The 17,458-nt window shown below is 45.3% G+C and carries 15 protein-coding genes; 8 read left to right on the top strand and 7 right to left on the bottom strand.

Features of this window, described 5'->3' with window-relative positions:
* Positions 1–263: 263 nt before the first annotated feature.
* Positions 264–647, bottom strand: a complete 384-nt coding sequence (locus MKY87_RS05315) for a hypothetical protein (protein ID WP_340963229.1) — start codon at positions 645–647, stop codon at positions 264–266.
* 444 nt (positions 648–1,091) lie between these two features.
* Between MKY87_RS05315 and MKY87_RS05310 the strand changes: the two genes are divergently transcribed.
* A complete protein-coding gene (locus tag MKY87_RS05310) occupies positions 1,092–4,655 on the top strand; it encodes an S-layer homology domain-containing protein (RefSeq protein ID WP_340963226.1) in 3,564 nt (1,187 codons plus the stop codon).
* A gap of 542 nt (positions 4,656–5,197) precedes the next feature.
* Here the strand turns inward: MKY87_RS05310 and MKY87_RS05305 are convergent.
* Together MKY87_RS05305 and MKY87_RS05300 are read right to left on the bottom strand one after the other, a co-directional pair.
* Entirely contained in the window at positions 5,198–5,431 is a 234-nt protein-coding gene (locus tag MKY87_RS05305; protein ID WP_017687536.1) for a hypothetical protein, read from the bottom strand.
* Positions 5,428–6,465, bottom strand: coding sequence for a nucleotide-binding protein (locus MKY87_RS05300; RefSeq protein WP_051447360.1), 1,038 nt, complete (start codon positions 6,463–6,465; stop codon positions 5,428–5,430). The genes MKY87_RS05305 and MKY87_RS05300 overlap by 4 nt, the downstream gene beginning before the upstream one ends.
* Before the next feature lie 947 nt (positions 6,466–7,412).
* On the opposite strand from MKY87_RS05300, the gene MKY87_RS05295 reads away from it, so the two are divergent.
* Positions 7,413–8,147: a YitT family protein gene (locus tag MKY87_RS05295; RefSeq protein ID WP_036614465.1), complete on the top strand. Its 735-nt coding sequence runs from the start codon at positions 7,413–7,415 to the stop codon at positions 8,145–8,147.
* A 126-nt stretch (positions 8,148–8,273) separates the two neighbouring features.
* Here the strand turns inward: MKY87_RS05295 and MKY87_RS05290 are convergent, their stop codons facing one another.
* Complete coding sequence (locus MKY87_RS05290) at positions 8,274–8,744, bottom strand: DUF2188 domain-containing protein (protein ID WP_339782884.1); 471 nt, start codon at positions 8,742–8,744, stop codon at positions 8,274–8,276.
* 200 nt (positions 8,745–8,944) lie between these two features.
* Here MKY87_RS05290 and MKY87_RS05285 point away from each other — a divergent pair, with 200 nt between their 5' ends.
* From MKY87_RS05285 to MKY87_RS05275, 3 genes are all read left to right on the top strand, one after another.
* A complete protein-coding gene (locus MKY87_RS05285) occupies positions 8,945–9,745 on the top strand; it encodes a lipid II flippase Amj family protein (protein ID WP_076216967.1) in 801 nt (266 codons plus the stop codon).
* A 136-nt stretch (positions 9,746–9,881) separates the two neighbouring features.
* Entirely contained in the window at positions 9,882–10,490 is a 609-nt protein-coding gene (locus MKY87_RS05280) for a TetR/AcrR family transcriptional regulator (protein WP_340963224.1), read from the top strand.
* Positions 10,491–10,572: 82 nt separating this feature from the next.
* On the top strand, positions 10,573–11,808 hold the full coding sequence (locus MKY87_RS05275; protein WP_340963221.1) for an MFS transporter: 1,236 nt from the start codon (positions 10,573–10,575) through the stop codon (positions 11,806–11,808).
* 105 nt (positions 11,809–11,913) lie between these two features.
* Here MKY87_RS05275 and msrA read toward each other — a convergent pair whose 3' ends face one another.
* Both msrA and MKY87_RS05265 read right to left on the bottom strand, forming a co-directional pair.
* Positions 11,914–12,876 (bottom strand): peptide-methionine (S)-S-oxide reductase MsrA, encoded by a 963-nt coding sequence (gene msrA, locus MKY87_RS05270; protein WP_091028748.1) that lies wholly within the window; start codon positions 12,874–12,876, stop codon positions 11,914–11,916.
* Positions 12,877–13,056: 180 nt separating this feature from the next.
* Positions 13,057–13,767 carry a TVP38/TMEM64 family protein gene (locus MKY87_RS05265; RefSeq protein ID WP_340963218.1) on the bottom strand — a complete coding sequence of 237 codons (711 nt, stop codon included), beginning with the start codon at positions 13,765–13,767 and terminating at the stop codon, positions 13,057–13,059.
* A 100-nt stretch (positions 13,768–13,867) separates the two neighbouring features.
* Between MKY87_RS05265 and MKY87_RS05260 the strand changes: the two genes are divergently transcribed.
* The gene (locus tag MKY87_RS05260; RefSeq protein ID WP_340963215.1) at positions 13,868–14,806 is read left to right on the top strand and encodes a Gfo/Idh/MocA family protein; all 939 of its coding nucleotides are present in this window, start codon (positions 13,868–13,870) and stop codon (positions 14,804–14,806) included.
* Between the two features lie 32 nt (positions 14,807–14,838).
* A complete protein-coding gene (locus MKY87_RS05255) occupies positions 14,839–15,153 on the top strand; it encodes a hypothetical protein (protein ID WP_036614451.1) in 315 nt (104 codons plus the stop codon).
* A gap of 25 nt (positions 15,154–15,178) precedes the next feature.
* On the opposite strand, the gene MKY87_RS05250 is transcribed toward MKY87_RS05255, so the two are convergent.
* Complete coding sequence (locus tag MKY87_RS05250) at positions 15,179–15,997, bottom strand: AraC family transcriptional regulator (RefSeq protein ID WP_133385436.1); 819 nt, start codon at positions 15,995–15,997, stop codon at positions 15,179–15,181.
* Between the two features lie 190 nt (positions 15,998–16,187).
* On the opposite strand from MKY87_RS05250, the gene MKY87_RS05245 reads away from it, so the two are divergent.
* Positions 16,188–17,300, top strand: a complete 1,113-nt coding sequence (locus tag MKY87_RS05245; protein WP_091028759.1) for a Gfo/Idh/MocA family protein — start codon at positions 16,188–16,190, stop codon at positions 17,298–17,300.
* Positions 17,301–17,458: the final 158 nt, after the last annotated feature.

The raw sequence follows: 17,458 nt of genomic DNA, 5'->3' as shown, positions 1-17,458 counted from the left end.
AAATCAATTCATGCCTTATTGGAATGGTTGGATATCTCTATTCCATCTTAATGAACGTAACCTTCCGTGGTCAACTTGTTTTGCTGGGGATGGATATTCTAAGTCTCACTTAAAGCAGTAATGCACATCAACAATTAGTGGTAGTGACGTTTTGTAATGATTCAAACGTAACTTTAGATGGTGAGAAGGTTGATCATATCCATCTGATTTAGATGAACAATAGAAGGGGTTGTATACCCGGGTGCAATATTGTCAAAGTTGCATCAGGTCTGCGCCAAGTCCATCTGCAGATGCCGACTGAGTTCTTTTTTGACTTCATTGCGTGCAAATGTCCACAGCATATAGAACCGTTGCCAATACCCCCTGCACATGTACAGAGTTTCGATACCATCTGCTTCACGTTTCTCTTCCAGTACTTTGACACCACGGTTTCTCATCTGTTTACGAAGGACCAACATCTCCTTGAGCACATTGTTCTGAATGCGGGTCAGCGACAGAATGTAGACTTCAGGCATCTTCAGCATCAGCGTATCCAGTGTACGAATATCTCGTTCAAGTACATCCAGCAATAGCGTGCGCACAACAAGACCTTTAATCAGACGATGGTCTTCATCCGCAGGGGATGGGGCGGAAGTTGAGGATGTCATATGTTCACTTCCTTAGCCATAAATATATCGTTCTAATTAGGAACAAACGTTCCTGTTTATATTATAGCCAGCATAATCCTGAGTCATGCAGGTTTCAATCTGAAAATATTTACATTTTCTCTTTAAGGCCGTTTAAATCACATGAAAACCTTTGTGTAATAAGGCTCTTAGGCAACTTCACCTATTCGAAATGCAGAACATAAAAGGAGAACTTACTCCCTTTGTTTAGAGTTTGTTTATAGTAGCTCGTTATACTATCTTTAAAATTTCAATCCACAACGAAAGGAGTACTAATATTTAAAAAATACATATTTCAACGGATGTACGTCTGATGGGTATATTATCAAGCTCGTTATGTAGCTAGAAAGTAGATTTGTAAGGTTGAGACGGAGATGAAGTCGCGAGGGACAAGGATTTTATATGATGAGTGGAAGGACGATAGTGATGAATAAAAGTTTACTGAGGTTTAAAAAAGTGATAACGATGCTGATTGTAGCTGCATTAATTTTTGGAGGAATTCCAGGGTTTCAGGCGTTAGGTGTAGAACGTGCTTATGCGGCAAGTGGAACATGGGTGGATGTGGGAGGAGTTGGATTTACATCAGGGCAGGCGGAGAATATTACGTTGGTCTTTGATCGGGAAGGTACACCGTACACCATGTTTAAGGATGGAGACAATGGCGGGAAAGCAACGGTTCTAAAATACGTTTCTGGAGCATGGCAAACCGTGGGGCCTGCTGGTTTCTCTACTGGCGTGATACATAACACCTCATCGCTCGCATTTGATTCTCATAATACTCCATACGCAGCTTATCAGGATGGGGATAATGAAAGTAAAGCAACAGTTATGAAATTTAACGGAGAACAATGGGAGATTGTGGGTAGTGCTGGTTTTTCAGCAGGAGCGGCAGTTTACGTTACACTTGCTTTTAGTCCGGATGATACCCCTTACGTGGCCTACCGAGATCATGCTGCAGATACTAAAGTGACAGTTAAAAAAATAAATGGAAATCAGTGGGAGACCGTTGGGACTGCCGGATTTACGACAGGTGTTGCACTAGAGATGTCCAAACTTATTTTTGATGCTAACGGAATTCCATATTTTGCTTTTAAAGATTCAACCAATAATAAATTGACTGTCATGCAGTTTGCAGGTGGTTTATGGAAAAATGTGGGGAATGCAGCATTTACAGCAGACTCGGCATCATATCCTGCACTTGCATTTGGTCCGAACAATGTACCTTATGTTGCGTTTCAAGACGGTTCCAACAGTTATAAAGCAACTGTAATGAAACTGAATGGCAGCCAGTGGGAAGTGGTAGGGAACGTGGGCTTCTCAACAGGATCGACTTATAAACTGTCTTTAGCATTTGATCCCCAAGGCGTACCTTACACGGCTTTCAGAAATAGTGTGAACTATAGCATGGACCCGCAGGGTGTTATGATGAAGCTGGATGGCAATCAATGGACTATGGTTGGGGGCAAGCCATTTTCCGCAGGTCAAATAAACGAAACTTCACTTGCCTTTGGTCCAAATGGCATGCCCTATGTAGCTTATATAGACAACTCAAAAAGTAATAAGCTGACGGTCATGACACTCTCTACAGAACATTCAGTGACTTACAATGCCAATGGCGCAATCACTGGAAATGTCCCCGTGGACAACAATAAGTATCAAAAAGACGAAACAGTAACTGTGCTAGATAACACTGGAGTGCTTGAAAAGGAAGATCATCAGTTCATTGGATGGAATACATCGGCAGATGGTAGCGGAACCAGCTATAGCGCAGCAGATACATTCTCCATTAGCGATAGTGATGTGACGTTGTATGCACAGTGGCAACCACTGTATGTAAATATTAGTTTTGAATCGAATGGCGGAACCGAGATTGACAATCAAAAGGTGAACTACAATAGCTCGGCAGTGAATCCTGATGCTCCGGAAAAAGCAGGATACACGTTCTCGGGATGGTATCAGGATAGCCAACTGCTTCAACCTTTTGACTTCAATACGAACTTGACGCAAAATATTACGCTTTATGCGAAATGGATGTCATCTACAGCAACACTCTCCACCCTTACGGTAAGTTCAGGGCAGCTGACACCGGACTTCTCTGTAGATGAGCTTGATTATCGCGTAGATGTTGAATCTGACGTGACAAGTTTAGACTTCTCTCTAGGCAAAGCAAATGAAGAACAAGTCGTACACGTAACAGGCGCTACAGGTGAAACCATGACGGATGGCATATACACATACACAGTTACGGATCTGGTATACGGCTCAAACCTTGTTAACATTAATGTGCAGGCGGAGGACGGCACCAGTAACGACTATAAACTTAACATCAATCGAATTGACATCACCAATGCCAAATTGAGTGAAATAGCTCTACCTTCGATCATATTATCTCCGACATTCAGCCCGGAAGAAGAGATATATGAAGCGACAGTCAGCAGTTCAGTTAGCACGACTGAAATTAGCGTTAAACCGGATCAAACTGGAGCCGTAGTGAAAATTAATGGTATCAGCGGTAACAGTACAGTCGTGCAATTAGTCAGTGGTATGAACACAATTACGATCGAAGTAACTGCATTGGACGGAATAAGCAAGAAAACATATACGCTGAACATCAAGCGCAATAGTGATGGTTCAGGCGGATCGGGTGGCAATGGAAACTCAGGTGGTTCCAGTTCTGGTGGAAACAGTGTAAGTACACCAGTGACTAATCCCGTCGTAACTCCGCCATCTACAGGTGCTCAGGTGCTAGTGAACGGTAAGGCCGAGAACGCTGGAAGCTTAGCCACTACTGAAGTGAACGGGCGAAAAGTTGTAACCCTTACAGTGGACGCAGTTCTCATTGCACAGAAACTTCAAACCGAGGGGAACAACGCCATTGTCACGATCCCTTTGACAGGTAATGGCCAAGGAGATCTGGTTATTGGTGAACTGACGGGCCAGACAGTCAAACTCATGGCTGACAAACAAGCCGTATTGGTGCTTCAAACGGATATTGCCTCTTACACGTTACCTGCACAGCAGGTTAATATTGAGAAGCTCGCGCAGCAACTGGGTGTGAATTCTGACAATTCCTTGGAGAACATCAAACTGCAAATCGAAATTTCACAGCCAACAGAAGCAGTGATACAGACAGCACAGTCAGCAGCTCAGGAAAATGGATATACTCTTCTGGGATCACCAGTTGATTTCAAAGTAACAGCCACTTTCGATGGCAAATCCGTGAGTGTGGATAAGTTCAATAGTTATGTATCGCGTACGATTGCATTAGCAGCGAACGTTGATCCAAATCAGATCACCACAGGTGTTGTAGTGGATACAGAAGGAACTGTGCGCCATGTACCCACAAAAATTACACAGGTGAATGGGGTATACCATGCGCAGATTAACAGCTTGACGAACAGTGTGTATGCCGTTATCTGGCACCCGCATACCTTCACTGATGTAGCCCAACACTGGGCCAAGACAGAAGTGAATGATATGGGTTCACGTATGGTTATCGAGGGAATCACGGACACCACATTTGAACCGAACCGTGGAGTTACACGTGCAGAGTTCACTGCTATCCTGGTACGTGGATTAGGATTAAAACCTGGAGAACAGCTTAACTCCTTTAACGATGTGAGTGGAAGCCAGTGGTACGCGGGTGCTGTGAACACAGCGTCCAGCTATGGCCTAATCGATGGATATGAAGATGGAACATTCCGTCCACAGGCACAGATTACTCGTCAGGAAGCAATGGCGCTCATAGCACGAGCTATGACAGTGACTGGAATGGAAACAGCTGCATCTGCCGGGAACGTTCAGCAATGGTCTGATTACGCGGATGCTGAGCAAGTAGCAAGTTGGGCGAAGGAAGCAGTAGCATCGAGCATCTCCGCCGGACTGGTGTCCGGACGTGGAAAAGATATAATTGCTCCGAATCAATCGATTACCCGCGCCGAAACAGCTGTGATTATACGCAGATTGCTTCAACAGTCCGGTCTCATCTAGACAGCCCCAGCTTATAAGTACGAAATTACGAAATAATGACTACTGAAACAGGCAGCGCTAAGTTAGCGTCGCCTGTTTTTTTACAGAAAAAAATTAAATGCTATTCAACTCTTATTGAAATTTTTATAGGTCAAAATATATTTCTCTTTTTTATTTACAGAACATATGTTCTTATATTATAATTGGAAATAGCAAGTGCAGGAAAGACGTGAACTATAACGATCATTCCTCGTCTTCTTTAGTTTGCTGAAAGCAATAAAACAGGACAAGCCTGCTCCAAAATAAGGTATAATTTATGGGTTTTGCAGGAAACCTAAGGCCATAAACCAAATAAGCTTATGCAATGCAGTCTGCTACAGAGTAATTACAAGCAATGAATTGCAATCATGATTCAAGGATGCCTTGCCTTAACACGATGGCACCAGGTCGACGAGTAGAAGCAGTTTTTGACGAAAATGAGCAACAAAAAAGCCCCTGCCTTGGGCGGCGGGGCCTATGGATTACTGCCGATTCAGCGGCAGGTTTGATGATGTGTTTAGAAGTTAAGCAAGATATTGAGGCTTTTCGTAGAACGCCTCTTTTTCAAGGATGACCTTATACGGTCTTTCCTTGCCCTTCAGGGAGGGCCCAATGGTTGTTAGCGGTACGGCCGGCTTGTGGAAACGATCTTCTTCCTTGGGTTCCGGAACCGGTCGTGATGATTCGGGCGCAGAACTGAGGCGTACCTTTTTTTCGCTGCCCCAGCGCTTGCTTATTTTTTTCGTTTCCGGTTTCATTCCGGTTCGCCTCCTAACAAATCGTTGATGGCGTTGAACAGTTGACGATTCTGTAGGTCAATCTGCTGAAATACCGCCTCATCCGCTTCAATATGTCCAATAATGTGAACGGTGATTACATACCTCTTGGCTACAGGATAGCATAGCAGATACTCTTTCTCAAGGTAATCATCATACAGGTTAATCTTGATTTTATTCTCCCGGTAAGAATCAATCACCAGGATGCGCTTGGGATCATCCGGTTGTTTGTCGTCGTTAGCGGACAAGTCATACTTTCTCCCCGGTTCTCCAACATTACCACATAATTGCTCAATATAACCACTGTCATCTGTACGGTATATGGCTGTGCCACGTACAGCGAATGGAGGATGAGAGACAAAGGCAGTACGCAGGGCATCGCTCATTCGCTCCAGCATCTTGGCATCTGCTTTGCGGGTACGCAGCAATTCCCTAAAGAACCGCAGCAACTTAAGCAGTTGTAACCTTGCTTCTCCCTCAGTGCGTTTATGCTTCTCAATGATGTTCTCCAATTCTGGATCACTCCAGCGTCCTTGTTCCTCAATACTGTCTGCGATTTTGGAACATGCCACGGACACGGCTGGTGCCCACTTTCCGTCAGAACGGATTTCATATACGAGTGGATTTAATCCCAGAAGATCTGTGGGCATACGCAATCCTTCAACCTTGGTTGTGTCCTTGATGTCTGTAATATCCTCAGGAAGAATGAAAAAAATACGTTTTCGTCCCAGACGACCCATAAACAGACCCATTTCCAGCATTGTATTATCCCGGACCGACGCGTAGTACTTCCCGCGAATTTTGGATATATCATCCGGATGAAAAATAAAAATGGCAAAGTCAGTCGTACGGACCTCTACTTCCAGATCGTCCATGGTATAGCTGCTTGGATTAAAAACCCCGGAATACCAAGGGGTAACTTCGGCTGAAAAACGTAAGTTTTCGTGTACTGCGGCTGCAATCGGCTTCGCTTCCAGCGAGCAGCCAATAAAGACTCTTGGCTTTAACGTTTTCATCAATCCGCCTCGCTTAAACGGTAGTGGGATTCAATTGTTATATTATACCATAAACAGCAGAGTAAGTCTGGAAACGTCTGAACTGGACAAAGAATAAGCCGATTACGTTTGCTATAGTGTATGTGTGAAAGGAAAATGATTCCTTTAAAAAGCGCAAGAAAATAAAAAAAGGCCCCAATTTGTCACAGTTGGGTGACTGACAGTTATTTTTGGAAGCTTTGGTCATAGAATAAAGGAGCAGGTTGCACCATTAGCAAGCATTGCTTATCCTGGTGTTGCCGTATGACTGCTGGAGCAGTCCAAAGGCTGCTTTATGCCCGTTTTTGAGGGGTCTGCTGTTTAGACCCGGTCACGTTGGTGTTATATAATAGAAGAACAAGCAAGTTAGCTTTGGTGTTTAAACTGAATGAACTTGCAACTGCTGTAAGTTGGATTTACAATTTACACAGGAACGAAGAGTGCAGAACCCATCTATAAGAAGCGAAGCGTTCGCCTGAAAGCTTTTTGAATGAAAGCAGCTTCGGAAGCATAAGATCACCGGATTTTCCCCAGAGGGAAAATGGAATTCCAAAAATCCGGGGATAACCGCGATCAAAAGAGGGTACTGTAATCCAAGTGTAAGTGTACAATTAAATGTTCAAGCTTATGCATTGTAGTTATTTTTCAGTTTAACTGAGCACAGCTAACCACAACAGAACAGAAAGGATCAGGATACCATGAGTTCCCGAAGGACAATCTCCCCAAGGACGATCTGGAAACGTTACGATCTCTCATACACATAGCGCCCCTTGTAGAGTACACCAACCGGTTCAAAAAAACGGCTGACTCTGCGAAAGAGGGGATTGGAATGAATATTCGAAGGACGTACACGATGATTTCTTCCAGGCTTACCTTTTGCAGGGTACGGTCGGTCTAAAAACCAACCTACAAACTGCGAGGGAACCTGAATGAAGAGAACATCGTTAACCTTACAACACGTTAAAACAGAGGCGATCAAATTCGCCATTATGCTACTCGGTACATTTATTTTAGCTTTTGCTTATTATCACATTAACTTTCAGAATCATTTATCGGAGGGCGGATTTGTTGGTCTGGCCCTGCTCGGAAAATACGCAACAGGCTTATCACCTGCTATCGGTATGTTGTTACTGGACATTCCGGTCATGATCCTGGCTTGGTTCCTCAAAGGCTGGAAATTCATGATTCAGGCATTGCTTGGCGTCGGTGCATTTTCCCTATTCTATGACGGCTTTGAACGATACTCCACACTGGTATTGTCGTTTAACGGAAATCTGTGGATTCCGGCAGTTCTATCCGGTATATTGACAGGGGTAGGCGCTGGGATCGTGCTTCGATTCGGTGGAGCGACAGGCGGAGACGATATTCTCGCCGTGCTGGTTAGCCGCTGGAAGGGATGGAAGCTGGGAACAGTTTTCTTTGTCAGTGATGCTTTTGTATTGGGATTGTCGCTTTTCTTTCTTCCGGTAAAAGAAACTTTATATACGATTCTGGCCGTATGGATTGCCAGTAAAGTCATCACGTACGTCGTCAGTGTTCCGGCTCGCGGAACCGTGGTTACAACTTCGGCTGTGAAATTGCCGATGCCATCGGCTGCAGCCAAGGCAGTTAACGCTGCTGCTATTTCACAACGGACTACGGTGGCTAGAGGGGTATCCAATTAACCATACGTTTCAGAACCAACCATAACCTGTATGCATCATATTCAGGTCTTGATAGTTAAAGTTCATACAAAATCCCTTTTGACTGCTCTTCAGCAGCAAAAGGGATTTTGTTGTTTTCCGATTCATTCAGGACTTGATCGAAGAAGCAATCTGACCATCCTGATTATGGATAATCGCTCGAATATTTTGTTTACTGCTAAGTTCTTTGGCCTTATCTACAGCTTCTGCCTTAGTATCAAATGTGGATAGATAGGTAGACTTTCCTTCTTCCTTGATCGCCCAGCCAGAGTCGGTAGGTACGACATGGATGTTATCATGACTTTTGGACGAAGAAACGGGCTCGGAATGACGACGATCTGTGGAAGACGACTTGTTACGGTTGGAATTTTCGGAAGAAGATGTGGAGTCCGATTTCGAACTTTCCGGTGCGGGATGATTTTCAACCCATTCTTCCGCCTTAGCTGTCGCTATAGCAATGGAGCGCCCTTCCTCATACCCGTCATCGAGCAGAGCATTGGCAATCTCAATGGCTTTATGTCTAACACGTGGTTCCAGGTTCTTCATGGATACCGGATAATCCTGTTTGTTCCAAGGCATATAAACCCCTCCTGTACGATGATGGATTAGTTGTATATTACCCTGTGAGGGGAGGGATAAACGATGAACAGGAGGTCAGTGGACGTGATTAAGGATGATCTAGAAGGATCTCGTTCCTATACTTTTGCAAGCCAGAGGAGTATAATGCTGTCCATGAAAGAAATAAGTTCAATAACAGGAATATAAAGGAGTACATACATATGTTTAGTCTTAGCCTGGCAATTCCTATGCTGTTCACCATGCTGATTCATGCCGCAGACAGCTTGTCATACGCGCTGCGTCTTGGAGGGCTTCGCACCCGCAGAATTGCGCTGGCCATTTCTTTGGCGGGTATCTTGCTGCTGGTTTCTAGAACCTCGAATATGGCCCAGGGCCCAATGGTAGGTAATCTGGTGGATACTGCAACACGTGGAGCCAATCCACACTTTGCGGCACAGCTACACTGGTTAATGGGTGCGGCAACGATTGGAACGGCATTAGCCATATTGTGTTTTCCAACCATGGTGAAGCTGTCTTCGAGAATGGTTGTACATTTTGAAGCAGCCGGTTCTATCCCAGCAATGGTTCGCGGTATGCTGAAGCGAAGCAAGATTAGAAATGCAACGTATTACATCACCCCGCCATCCTGGAAGATGGCCAAACGATTGGTACAACATGGGATGCCAAGACGGTTAATGCTGCTGAATGTAGCGGTAACCGCAATCTATACCACAGGTGTCCTGTCCAGCTTATACGCAGCGTATCTTTACCCAGGGCAGGCTGTAGCTGCATCCCAATCAACCGGGCTAATTAACGGAATAGCGACTATTTTGTTAACCATCCTGATTGATCCGCGGATTTCTCTGCTCAGTGACCGATCATTACGTGGCGAGATCCGTTTGGATCGCATGAATCAGATCTATGGCTGCATGCTCGTATCCCGTTTGTTTGGTACTCTGTTGGCACAGTTGTTATTAATTCCATTTGCGTATTGGATCGGTTGGATCGTAAGTATGATGTGACAACTCCTTTCCTGAATTTTAGCCAGGCACTCTCTTGAACATCTTTTGAAGTAGAAAACGAGAGGGTGCCTGTGCAAATTGAATTGACGGGGTATTTGTGCTGTGATACTATTAGACCGAATAGTCGGTTTAGTTTATGGGGGTTTTTCCAATCGAAGTCAAACGAAGAAAAGACGTTGCCCAGATAAAGAAAGACATTGCGCGTAATACCAAGGAACTGTTTGCTCAAAAGGGATATAGTGCAACTTCCATGGAAGACATATGTACGATTAACAATCGGAGTAAAGGCAGCATCTATTATCATTTCAAAAGCAAAGAAGAGTTATTCATGTATCTAATCAAGCTTAACAATGAAGATTGGATGGATGCTTGGCTGGACAAAGAATCCGGGTATAAGACTGCCATAGACAAACTGTACGGACTTGCTGACCATTATGTAGATGATTTGGCTAACCCGCTGAATCACGCCATTAACGAGTTTGTCTCGGGTCAGGTCGTCAGCCAGGAGATGCTTGATGAGATGCTTTCCCTGATCCGTATTCCGTATGCGACATATGAGTCCATTATTACTAAAGGCATGGAGGATGGGGAATTAAAACAGGATGACCCACAGGATGTAATGCATATTATCTACGGTCTGTTTAGCGGATTGACCACACTCTATTACGAGAAGGACCTGACGGATATTCGTCGTATTTACCACAAAGGCATGGCCGGTCTGCTGGCAGGCATTCAACAACGTTAACCATGAAAAGCTGATGTAACAGTCAGTTTTTCTTTTTAAATATTAATAAACCGGACAGTCGGTTTAAAAGAGGAGATGGAGAATGAACACATTGTTCAGGAATAAAGCTTTTTTAATCGTGACAGGGTCTGATCTGCTGCAAAATCTGGCGATATGGATCCGAAATATGGCGATCCTCTATTATGTGATGGATCGAACTCAGGGAAGTCCAATAGCCGTCTCGCTGATTACCGTACTTGAATATGCCCCGATTTTTGTTTTCTCCATCATAGGCGGTGCACTTGCTGATCGCTGGAATCCCAAACGTACGATGATACTGGGGGATATTCTGAGTGCGTTGTCTATTGTCATGATTATTGGCGTTTTATCTTCCGGGTATTGGCAGATTCTATACGTAGCCACGTTTGTATCGTCTATCGTTAGCCAGTTTTCTCAACCATCTTCTCTAAAGATTGTGAGGCGAAATGTAAAGGGAGAACATTTGCAGTCTGCAATTGCTATTACACAGAGTGGTCAATCGTTGTTTTTAATTCTCGGACCAATCGTCGGAACCTTTATCTACACTGCAATGGGAATTCAGGCATCCATGTACGCATTACTCATTCTATTCCTCATCTCTGCGCTTCTACTCACATTTCTGCCTAAAGACGCCACTCAGCGGGAAACAAATACCTCATTACTAGCGGATATCAAAGAGGGCTGGCAATATGTTGCTCGATCTCGCTCGTTGAAAATGCTTAGTCTGGTATTCATCTGTATAGGGCTTTCTGCAGGTCTCATCAGCCCACTTGGAATATTTCTGATCACCGAACGTCTGGGACTTGAAGCAACGTCGTTACAGTTTTTGTCAGGTGCATCTGGAATAGGTTTATTGATTGGAGGAGGTATTGCGGCTGCTGTAAGTGACAAGTTGAATCAGACTTTAACTCTAATCGTAGGTGTGCTGTGTCTGGCTGTAGCCACGATGGGGGAAGTGTTATCCAGTTGGTTCTGGCTGACTCTTGTCATCAGCTTTTTGAGTTCAATCAGTTTGGCATTTATCAACGTCATCATCTCTACGTATTTGGTCACCCGGATAGATGAGCACTTGATCGGGAGGGTGAATGGCACCATCACACCTCTATTCATAGGAAGCATGCTTCTGGGATCTTCCATGGCAGGTGTACTGATGAACAGCACATCCATTTATATCGTCTACGCCATTTCGGTTACCGTGATGATGCTGGGTATTGTTCCAGCGATGCGAATTCAATTTCACAATCATCAGACGGCTTCTGCCAGCCAATTGAATTCGAAAATCTCTTCGAGCCAAACCTAATCCATGCATTCTCGTGTAACAATAGTTCGTCTATTAAAAACAAAAATGTACAACAAAAAAAGCAGCGGGATCATCCCACTGCTCTTTTTGTATCTGTATTATAACTTATTGAAAAAGGACGGCGTACTCACCGTATCCTTCTTTTTGCAAGTCTTCTTTGGGTACAAAACGAAGTGCCGCAGAGTTGATGCAATAACGCATTCCACCTGCTTCGGCAGGACCATCGTTGAAGAGGTGACCCAGATGGGAATCACCCTCACGACTTCTCACTTCGGTACGAATCATGAAATGGCTGAGATCGGTTTTTTCCTTCACGTTGTGGTCACGTAATGGACGTGTGAAGCTCGGCCAGCCGCAGCCGGAATCGTATTTGTCGGTAGAACTGAACAATGGCTCGCCAGATACGATGTCCACATAGATACCATCACCGTGGTGATCCCAGAATTCGTTATGGAATGCAGGCTCGGTCGCGCTGTTCTGCGTAACTTCATATTGAAGCGGCGTCAAACGCTCTTTCAGCCCGTCTTTATCCACGTTACCGGACCAGTTGCGTTCGATAAAGTCTACGCGTCCAGAACCTTTGCTGTAGCGTTTATAGTGCGCAGGGTTCTTCCGGTGATAATTTTGGTGATGTTCTTCCGCTTCATAGAACGGTTTGGCTGGCAAAATGGGTGTGAAGATTGGTTTGTCAAAACGTCCACTTTGTCCCAGCTCCGCTTTGGAAGCTTCTGCAATCTGGCGCTGTTCTTCGCTGTGATAGAAGATGGCCGTCTGATAGGAAGATCCACGGTCATGGAATTGTCCGCCTGTATCCGTAGGATCAATCTGCTGCCAGAACAGTTCAACCAGTTTCTTATAAGGGAAGATGGCAGGGTCGAACGTAATTTGTACAGCCTCTACATGTCCTGTTGTCTCCGAGCAGACCTCTTCATATGTTGGATTCTCGGTATGTCCTCCTGTATAACCCGATACGATCTTATGAATACCGGGCAGTTCTTCAAAGGGGGATACCATACACCAGAAGCATCCGCCTGCAAAAGTTGCTAACTCACTTGAATGTTGTTCCATGCTATAGTCACTCCATTTCTGATGAAGATTTAGCGCTCGTGTTCGAGCTCCAGCAATCTACCGTTTTATTAAACTTGTTACACAAGCATTAGGCTTGCTCTTCTATTATATCCTGAATTGGCAAGCCAACCAAGCCGGAATGAAAACAAGCTGAATCTGAACGGTTTGCGAATTCTGAATTCAGGCTTTGTTGCGTGACCGAAAGCGAAATAAGAGCAAAACAATGGCCATGAACACCAGATATCCGGCAAGGATGGCCAGGCTCAGCCAGATTGAGGTTTCAGCTTGTGCACCTGCGTAGGCAAATACAAAAATCGCTGGCATTTTCCCAATGGCGGTGGCAACCATGAAGACCCAGAATGGCGTGTAAGTTATACCTGCGTAAATATTAACGGCCATCTGAGGCACGATCGGTAACAGTCGCATCGACATGACGCCCATGAACGGATGTGCTTCCATCCATGTGGTAAAACGGTTCAGACCCCGAATGCGTTCGAGGTACGATCTCGCCTGATGTCTGAAAATGGTTCTTGCTCCGCCATAAACGAGCATGGCTGCAAGTGTGGTGCCAAGCCAGCATATCCAGGCTGCCGTGGTAGTACCGTAACTGTAACCAAAGGCGATAATAACAAACTTATAAGGAATTACTGGCACAAGAGCAAACAATGTTGCCATGGCGAGTAATAGCGGGATGGACTGATGGAGATCGGTCCAGGCCAGCAGTTCATATCTGTAAATAAACGTGACTCCTGCAAGTAAAACATATAACAGAAGCCATAACCATTTTCGCAAAATCCCAAACGCTCCTTTCAGATCAGGCAGGTCTAGTCGTGTCCCGATCTGTACTGCTGTTCCTCCTAAGTTTACCACGTTCGCCCATTGTCTGAACAATTCGTGCGAAGTCTGCTGCAATCACTGGCAAGTTGCTGTCCGAAGAGTTACACTATAGGACGTGGAAATATAGAACCGAACTGAAGGTGGAATGATCATCATGGAAACAACCCAACGTAAACGAGTTGCAATTATCGGCCTGGGCGATATTGCACGTAAAGTATATTTGCCGCTGTTAACAGCTCATCCGAACGTGGAGATTGTAGGCATTATGAACCGATCTCCGGAACCGGTCAAAGCCGTTCAGGAGGCGTATCGATTAGAACGGGGAACAACGGATCTGAAAGAACTGTTGTCCTGGGATCTGGATGCGGTGTTTGTACATACAGCAACGGAAGCGCACTTTGACATTGTCATGCAATGTCTGGAACAGGGATTAGCCGTGTACGTAGACAAACCGTTATCCTATACGATTCGGGAGTCGGAAGAGATGACTGCTTTTGCCGAGGCACAAGGTCTGCTACTGGCAGTGGGCTTCAACCGCAGATTCGCACCGATGTACCAAAAAGCCAAAGAATGGATGCAGGGTGGAAAAGGTTTTGAATCCTTGACAGTGACCAAACATCGTACAGGCATACAGGATCGTCCTGCGGCAGAAACCATCTATGATGATCTCATCCATATGCTGGATCTGATGTTGTGGTACTCGGATCATAATGTGGAGTTGCTTCATCAATGGATTCGGAAGAATGATCTGGACAGACTGCTGCATGCAACCGGAACGGCCAAGCTGGGCAGAACAGCCTACGGTCGATTCGATATGGTGCGTGAAGCTGGGGCAGATCTGGAGAAGATCGAATTGCATGGTGGTGGACGATCTGTTGAAGTGGTGAACATGGACACGATCAGCTACATGGAACAGGGGAGTCCGGAAACCAAAGAAACGTTCGGGAGTTGGGACACCGTGTTAGCACGCAGAGGTTTTAGCGGAGCAGTGGACAATTTCCTGGCTTGTCTAAACTCACCTGATGATTGCCTGATCAGTGCAAGTCATGTCATGGACAGTCATGAACTGGCGGAACAATTGATTCGCAAATAATTGCAGAATACACATACGGAGGAATTCAAGTCATGGATGAATATGAAAAGGAACGTAATAAACAGATCGAGGAAGCTGTTGTAGAAACCTATAAACAGGAAGAAGAGATGATGATCCTCGTATTTGCCCAGTGGTGTGTCAATAATGGTTTAGACCCGGAAGAGATGTACCGGCAAGCCTACCCGAATCAGCAGAGCAACGAGCGTTTGCAGCAGGTGCAGAAGCTGATTGTATCCAAGGAGGAAGCCGGTGAGATCCCGGATGATACGGTACTTGGCGTGTTGTCCATGTTTGGCAATGAAGATCTGGCGATGGTTGTATCCGAGGCCATAGCCGCGCGCAAATAAGTTCAACTTACGTATACTAATATGTTTACATCTGTTCCCGGTGAATGACGCGGAATTCCTTCGGGGACATGCCGAACCGGGAACGGAATACCCGATGGAAATAGGTATAGTTGTTAAAGCCGGAAGACTCAGACACTTGCTCCAGGGTCATTGGACTGAAAATAATCCGTTCCCTGGCCATGTTGAGCCTTACGTCAAGCGTGTATTGCATGATGCTTTTGCCAAACGCTTCTTTGAAGAGATGAACCCCCCGTGAGACACTGATGCCAATATGTGTTGCCACATCATCGAGCTTGAATAAAGAGGAAGCGTTTTCTTCAATATAGTTTTTGATCTCATAAGCCACATAATTGGTGTTGGTTATCGTTGGATGCTCCGCGAGCAGACGATCCACTTCGAGACATAAAATCCGCATATAATAACTTGAAATTTCCGGATAAGGATTGGAGATGCGGCGCTGCTCCAGTACGAGCTGTCGAAACAGGACCAAGAGGCTTTCCGTCAGTTCGACTTTGATCCGGGTCGGCCGTTTGTGACGCTTCCACCACTCATCCACCCAGGAACCATTGAAGAAGATGTGATAGTCGCCACTCTCCACCAGTCGTTCTCCCATCGGATTGGTTTCATTGTCTATTCTCAGCTCATAAGGCTCGTCAGGATCAAAAAGAAGCAGATCGCCCGCATCCACCAGGGACATGTCTCCGTCTATGCGTGCGCGGCAACGTCCGTCTGTTTGCAGTCTTAACAGGTAGTTCTTCACCCCTTCAGGCTGCACCATAGCGTAGGGTTTACGATGAAATGAAAAGCCTGCTGTAAGAACTTGGCAGGAAGAATCTGTCGGCATGGGCATACTCCTTGCAATTTGAAAATTATGACCAGATAGTTCATGTTTCAATCATATTATTCATTTTAATTCAAGCTGAAACGGAATACCATAGTATTAGATTTAAGGAACAGGAAACATCCAACAAAACATATGTATCTCAACCATTCAAACGCAGATTTTCACCATGCGTAAGGAGATGAACGTCACAGTGGAGAAAATGAAAGCAGGCATCATCGGGTGTGGTAACATCAGCGCCATCTACTTGGAAAATCTCAAAAACAACCCGGTCATTGAAGTCGTGGCTGTTGCGGATTTGATTCGTGAACGCGCTCAGGAACGGGCAGATGAATTTAATATCGCAAACGTTTACAATGTAGATGAGTTGCTGCAAAATAACGAAATTGAACTTGTGTTGAACCTTACGGTTCCTGGAAGTCACGCCATGACCGATCTGGCTGCACTCGAAGCAGGCAAGCATGTGTATGCCGAGAAGCCGCTGGCAATTTCTCTTGAGGATGGTCGCAAGGTTGTTGAGCTGGCTGAGGAAAAGGGATTGTATGTTGGTTCTGCACCGGACACCTTCCTTGGTTCAGGCATACAGACAGCTCGTAAAGCCATTGAGGATGGGCTGATTGGCAAGCCGGTTGCAGCGACTTCATTCTTCATGGGTGGAGGACCAGAAGCTTGGCATCCTAATCCGGAGTTCTTTTATGTTGCAGGTGGCGGACCGATGTTTGATATGGGACCTTACTATCTGACCGCTCTGATTACGTTGCTTGGACCGATACGCAGAATCAGCGCCTCGGCAGGCATACAGATTGCAGATCGCAAGATTGGCTCCGGACCGAAGGAAGGTACAGCGCTGCAAGTAGAGACGCCTACCCACTTGGCAGGAACCATTGATTTTGCAGAAGGTGCCATTGCAACCATGATTACCAGTTTCGATATTCGCGGAGCTTCGGATCTACCACGTATTGAAATCTATGGTACAGAAGGTACGCTTAGTGTACCTGACCCCAACTATTTTAACGGGGAAGTGAAGGTTCGCAGATACGGTCAAGACACTTGGGAGACGGTCAAACCAGTCTTCGAAAGTGGACAAAACGAACGAGGCATCGGCGTAACGGAAATGGTTGAATCCATTCGTGCCGGACGGGAACACAAAGCCAGTGGCAAGCTTGCTTATCACGTACTGGAAGCCATGCATTCATTCCAGCGTTCTTCACTTGAAGGCAAGCACGTACATCTGGAGAGTAGCTATGATTCTTTTGCAGTAACTCGCACAGTTCAAACTGAGATTGAAACCGTGGAATCCCACTAGTCTGAGTAAAAAGTGTTCGAAGCTTGATGCTCTTGCGAGTGAAGCAGAATAACCAGTATTCTTACGTTCAATTTCAGGATAGAAACACTCTCGATTTTCCACACTAATCAAACAGGCATGTGATCTGAACGGTAATTGTATACAGTTCAATATTCATG

The organism is Paenibacillus sp. FSL R7-0198, assembly GCF_038000415.1.
Classification (GTDB): Bacteria; Bacillota; Bacilli; order Paenibacillales; family Paenibacillaceae; genus Paenibacillus.
This window is presented reverse-complemented; position numbering and strand designations above follow the sequence as displayed.

What these genes read in the sequence shown, in the direction of transcription:
- MKY87_RS05285 (WP_076216967.1), top strand. Translation starts at nt 8,945, where the DNA reads ATGTTTAGTCTTAGCCTGGCAATTCCTATGCTGTTCACCATGCTGATT.
- MKY87_RS05280 (WP_340963224.1), top strand. Translation starts at nt 9,882, where the DNA reads ATGGGGGTTTTTCCAATCGAAGTCAAACGAAGAAAAGACGTTGCCCAG.
- MKY87_RS05315 (WP_340963229.1), bottom strand. Translation starts at nt 647, where the DNA reads ATGACATCCTCAACTTCCGCCCCATCCCCTGCGGATGAAGACCATCGT.
- MKY87_RS05275 (WP_340963221.1), top strand. Translation starts at nt 10,573, where the DNA reads ATGAACACATTGTTCAGGAATAAAGCTTTTTTAATCGTGACAGGGTCT.
- MKY87_RS05295 (WP_036614465.1), top strand. Translation starts at nt 7,413, where the DNA reads ATGAAGAGAACATCGTTAACCTTACAACACGTTAAAACAGAGGCGATC.
- MKY87_RS05300 (WP_051447360.1), bottom strand. Translation starts at nt 6,465, where the DNA reads ATGAAAACGTTAAAGCCAAGAGTCTTTATTGGCTGCTCGCTGGAAGCG.
- MKY87_RS05305 (WP_017687536.1), bottom strand. Translation starts at nt 5,431, where the DNA reads ATGAAACCGGAAACGAAAAAAATAAGCAAGCGCTGGGGCAGCGAAAAA.
- MKY87_RS05290 (WP_339782884.1), bottom strand. Translation starts at nt 8,744, where the DNA reads ATGCCTTGGAACAAACAGGATTATCCGGTATCCATGAAGAACCTGGAA.
- MKY87_RS05255 (WP_036614451.1), top strand. Translation starts at nt 14,839, where the DNA reads ATGGATGAATATGAAAAGGAACGTAATAAACAGATCGAGGAAGCTGTT.
- MKY87_RS05250 (WP_133385436.1), bottom strand. Translation starts at nt 15,997, where the DNA reads ATGCCGACAGATTCTTCCTGCCAAGTTCTTACAGCAGGCTTTTCATTT.
- MKY87_RS05310 (WP_340963226.1), top strand. Translation starts at nt 1,092, where the DNA reads ATGAATAAAAGTTTACTGAGGTTTAAAAAAGTGATAACGATGCTGATT.
- msrA (WP_091028748.1), bottom strand. Translation starts at nt 12,876, where the DNA reads ATGGAACAACATTCAAGTGAGTTAGCAACTTTTGCAGGCGGATGCTTC.
- MKY87_RS05260 (WP_340963215.1), top strand. Translation starts at nt 13,868, where the DNA reads ATGGAAACAACCCAACGTAAACGAGTTGCAATTATCGGCCTGGGCGAT.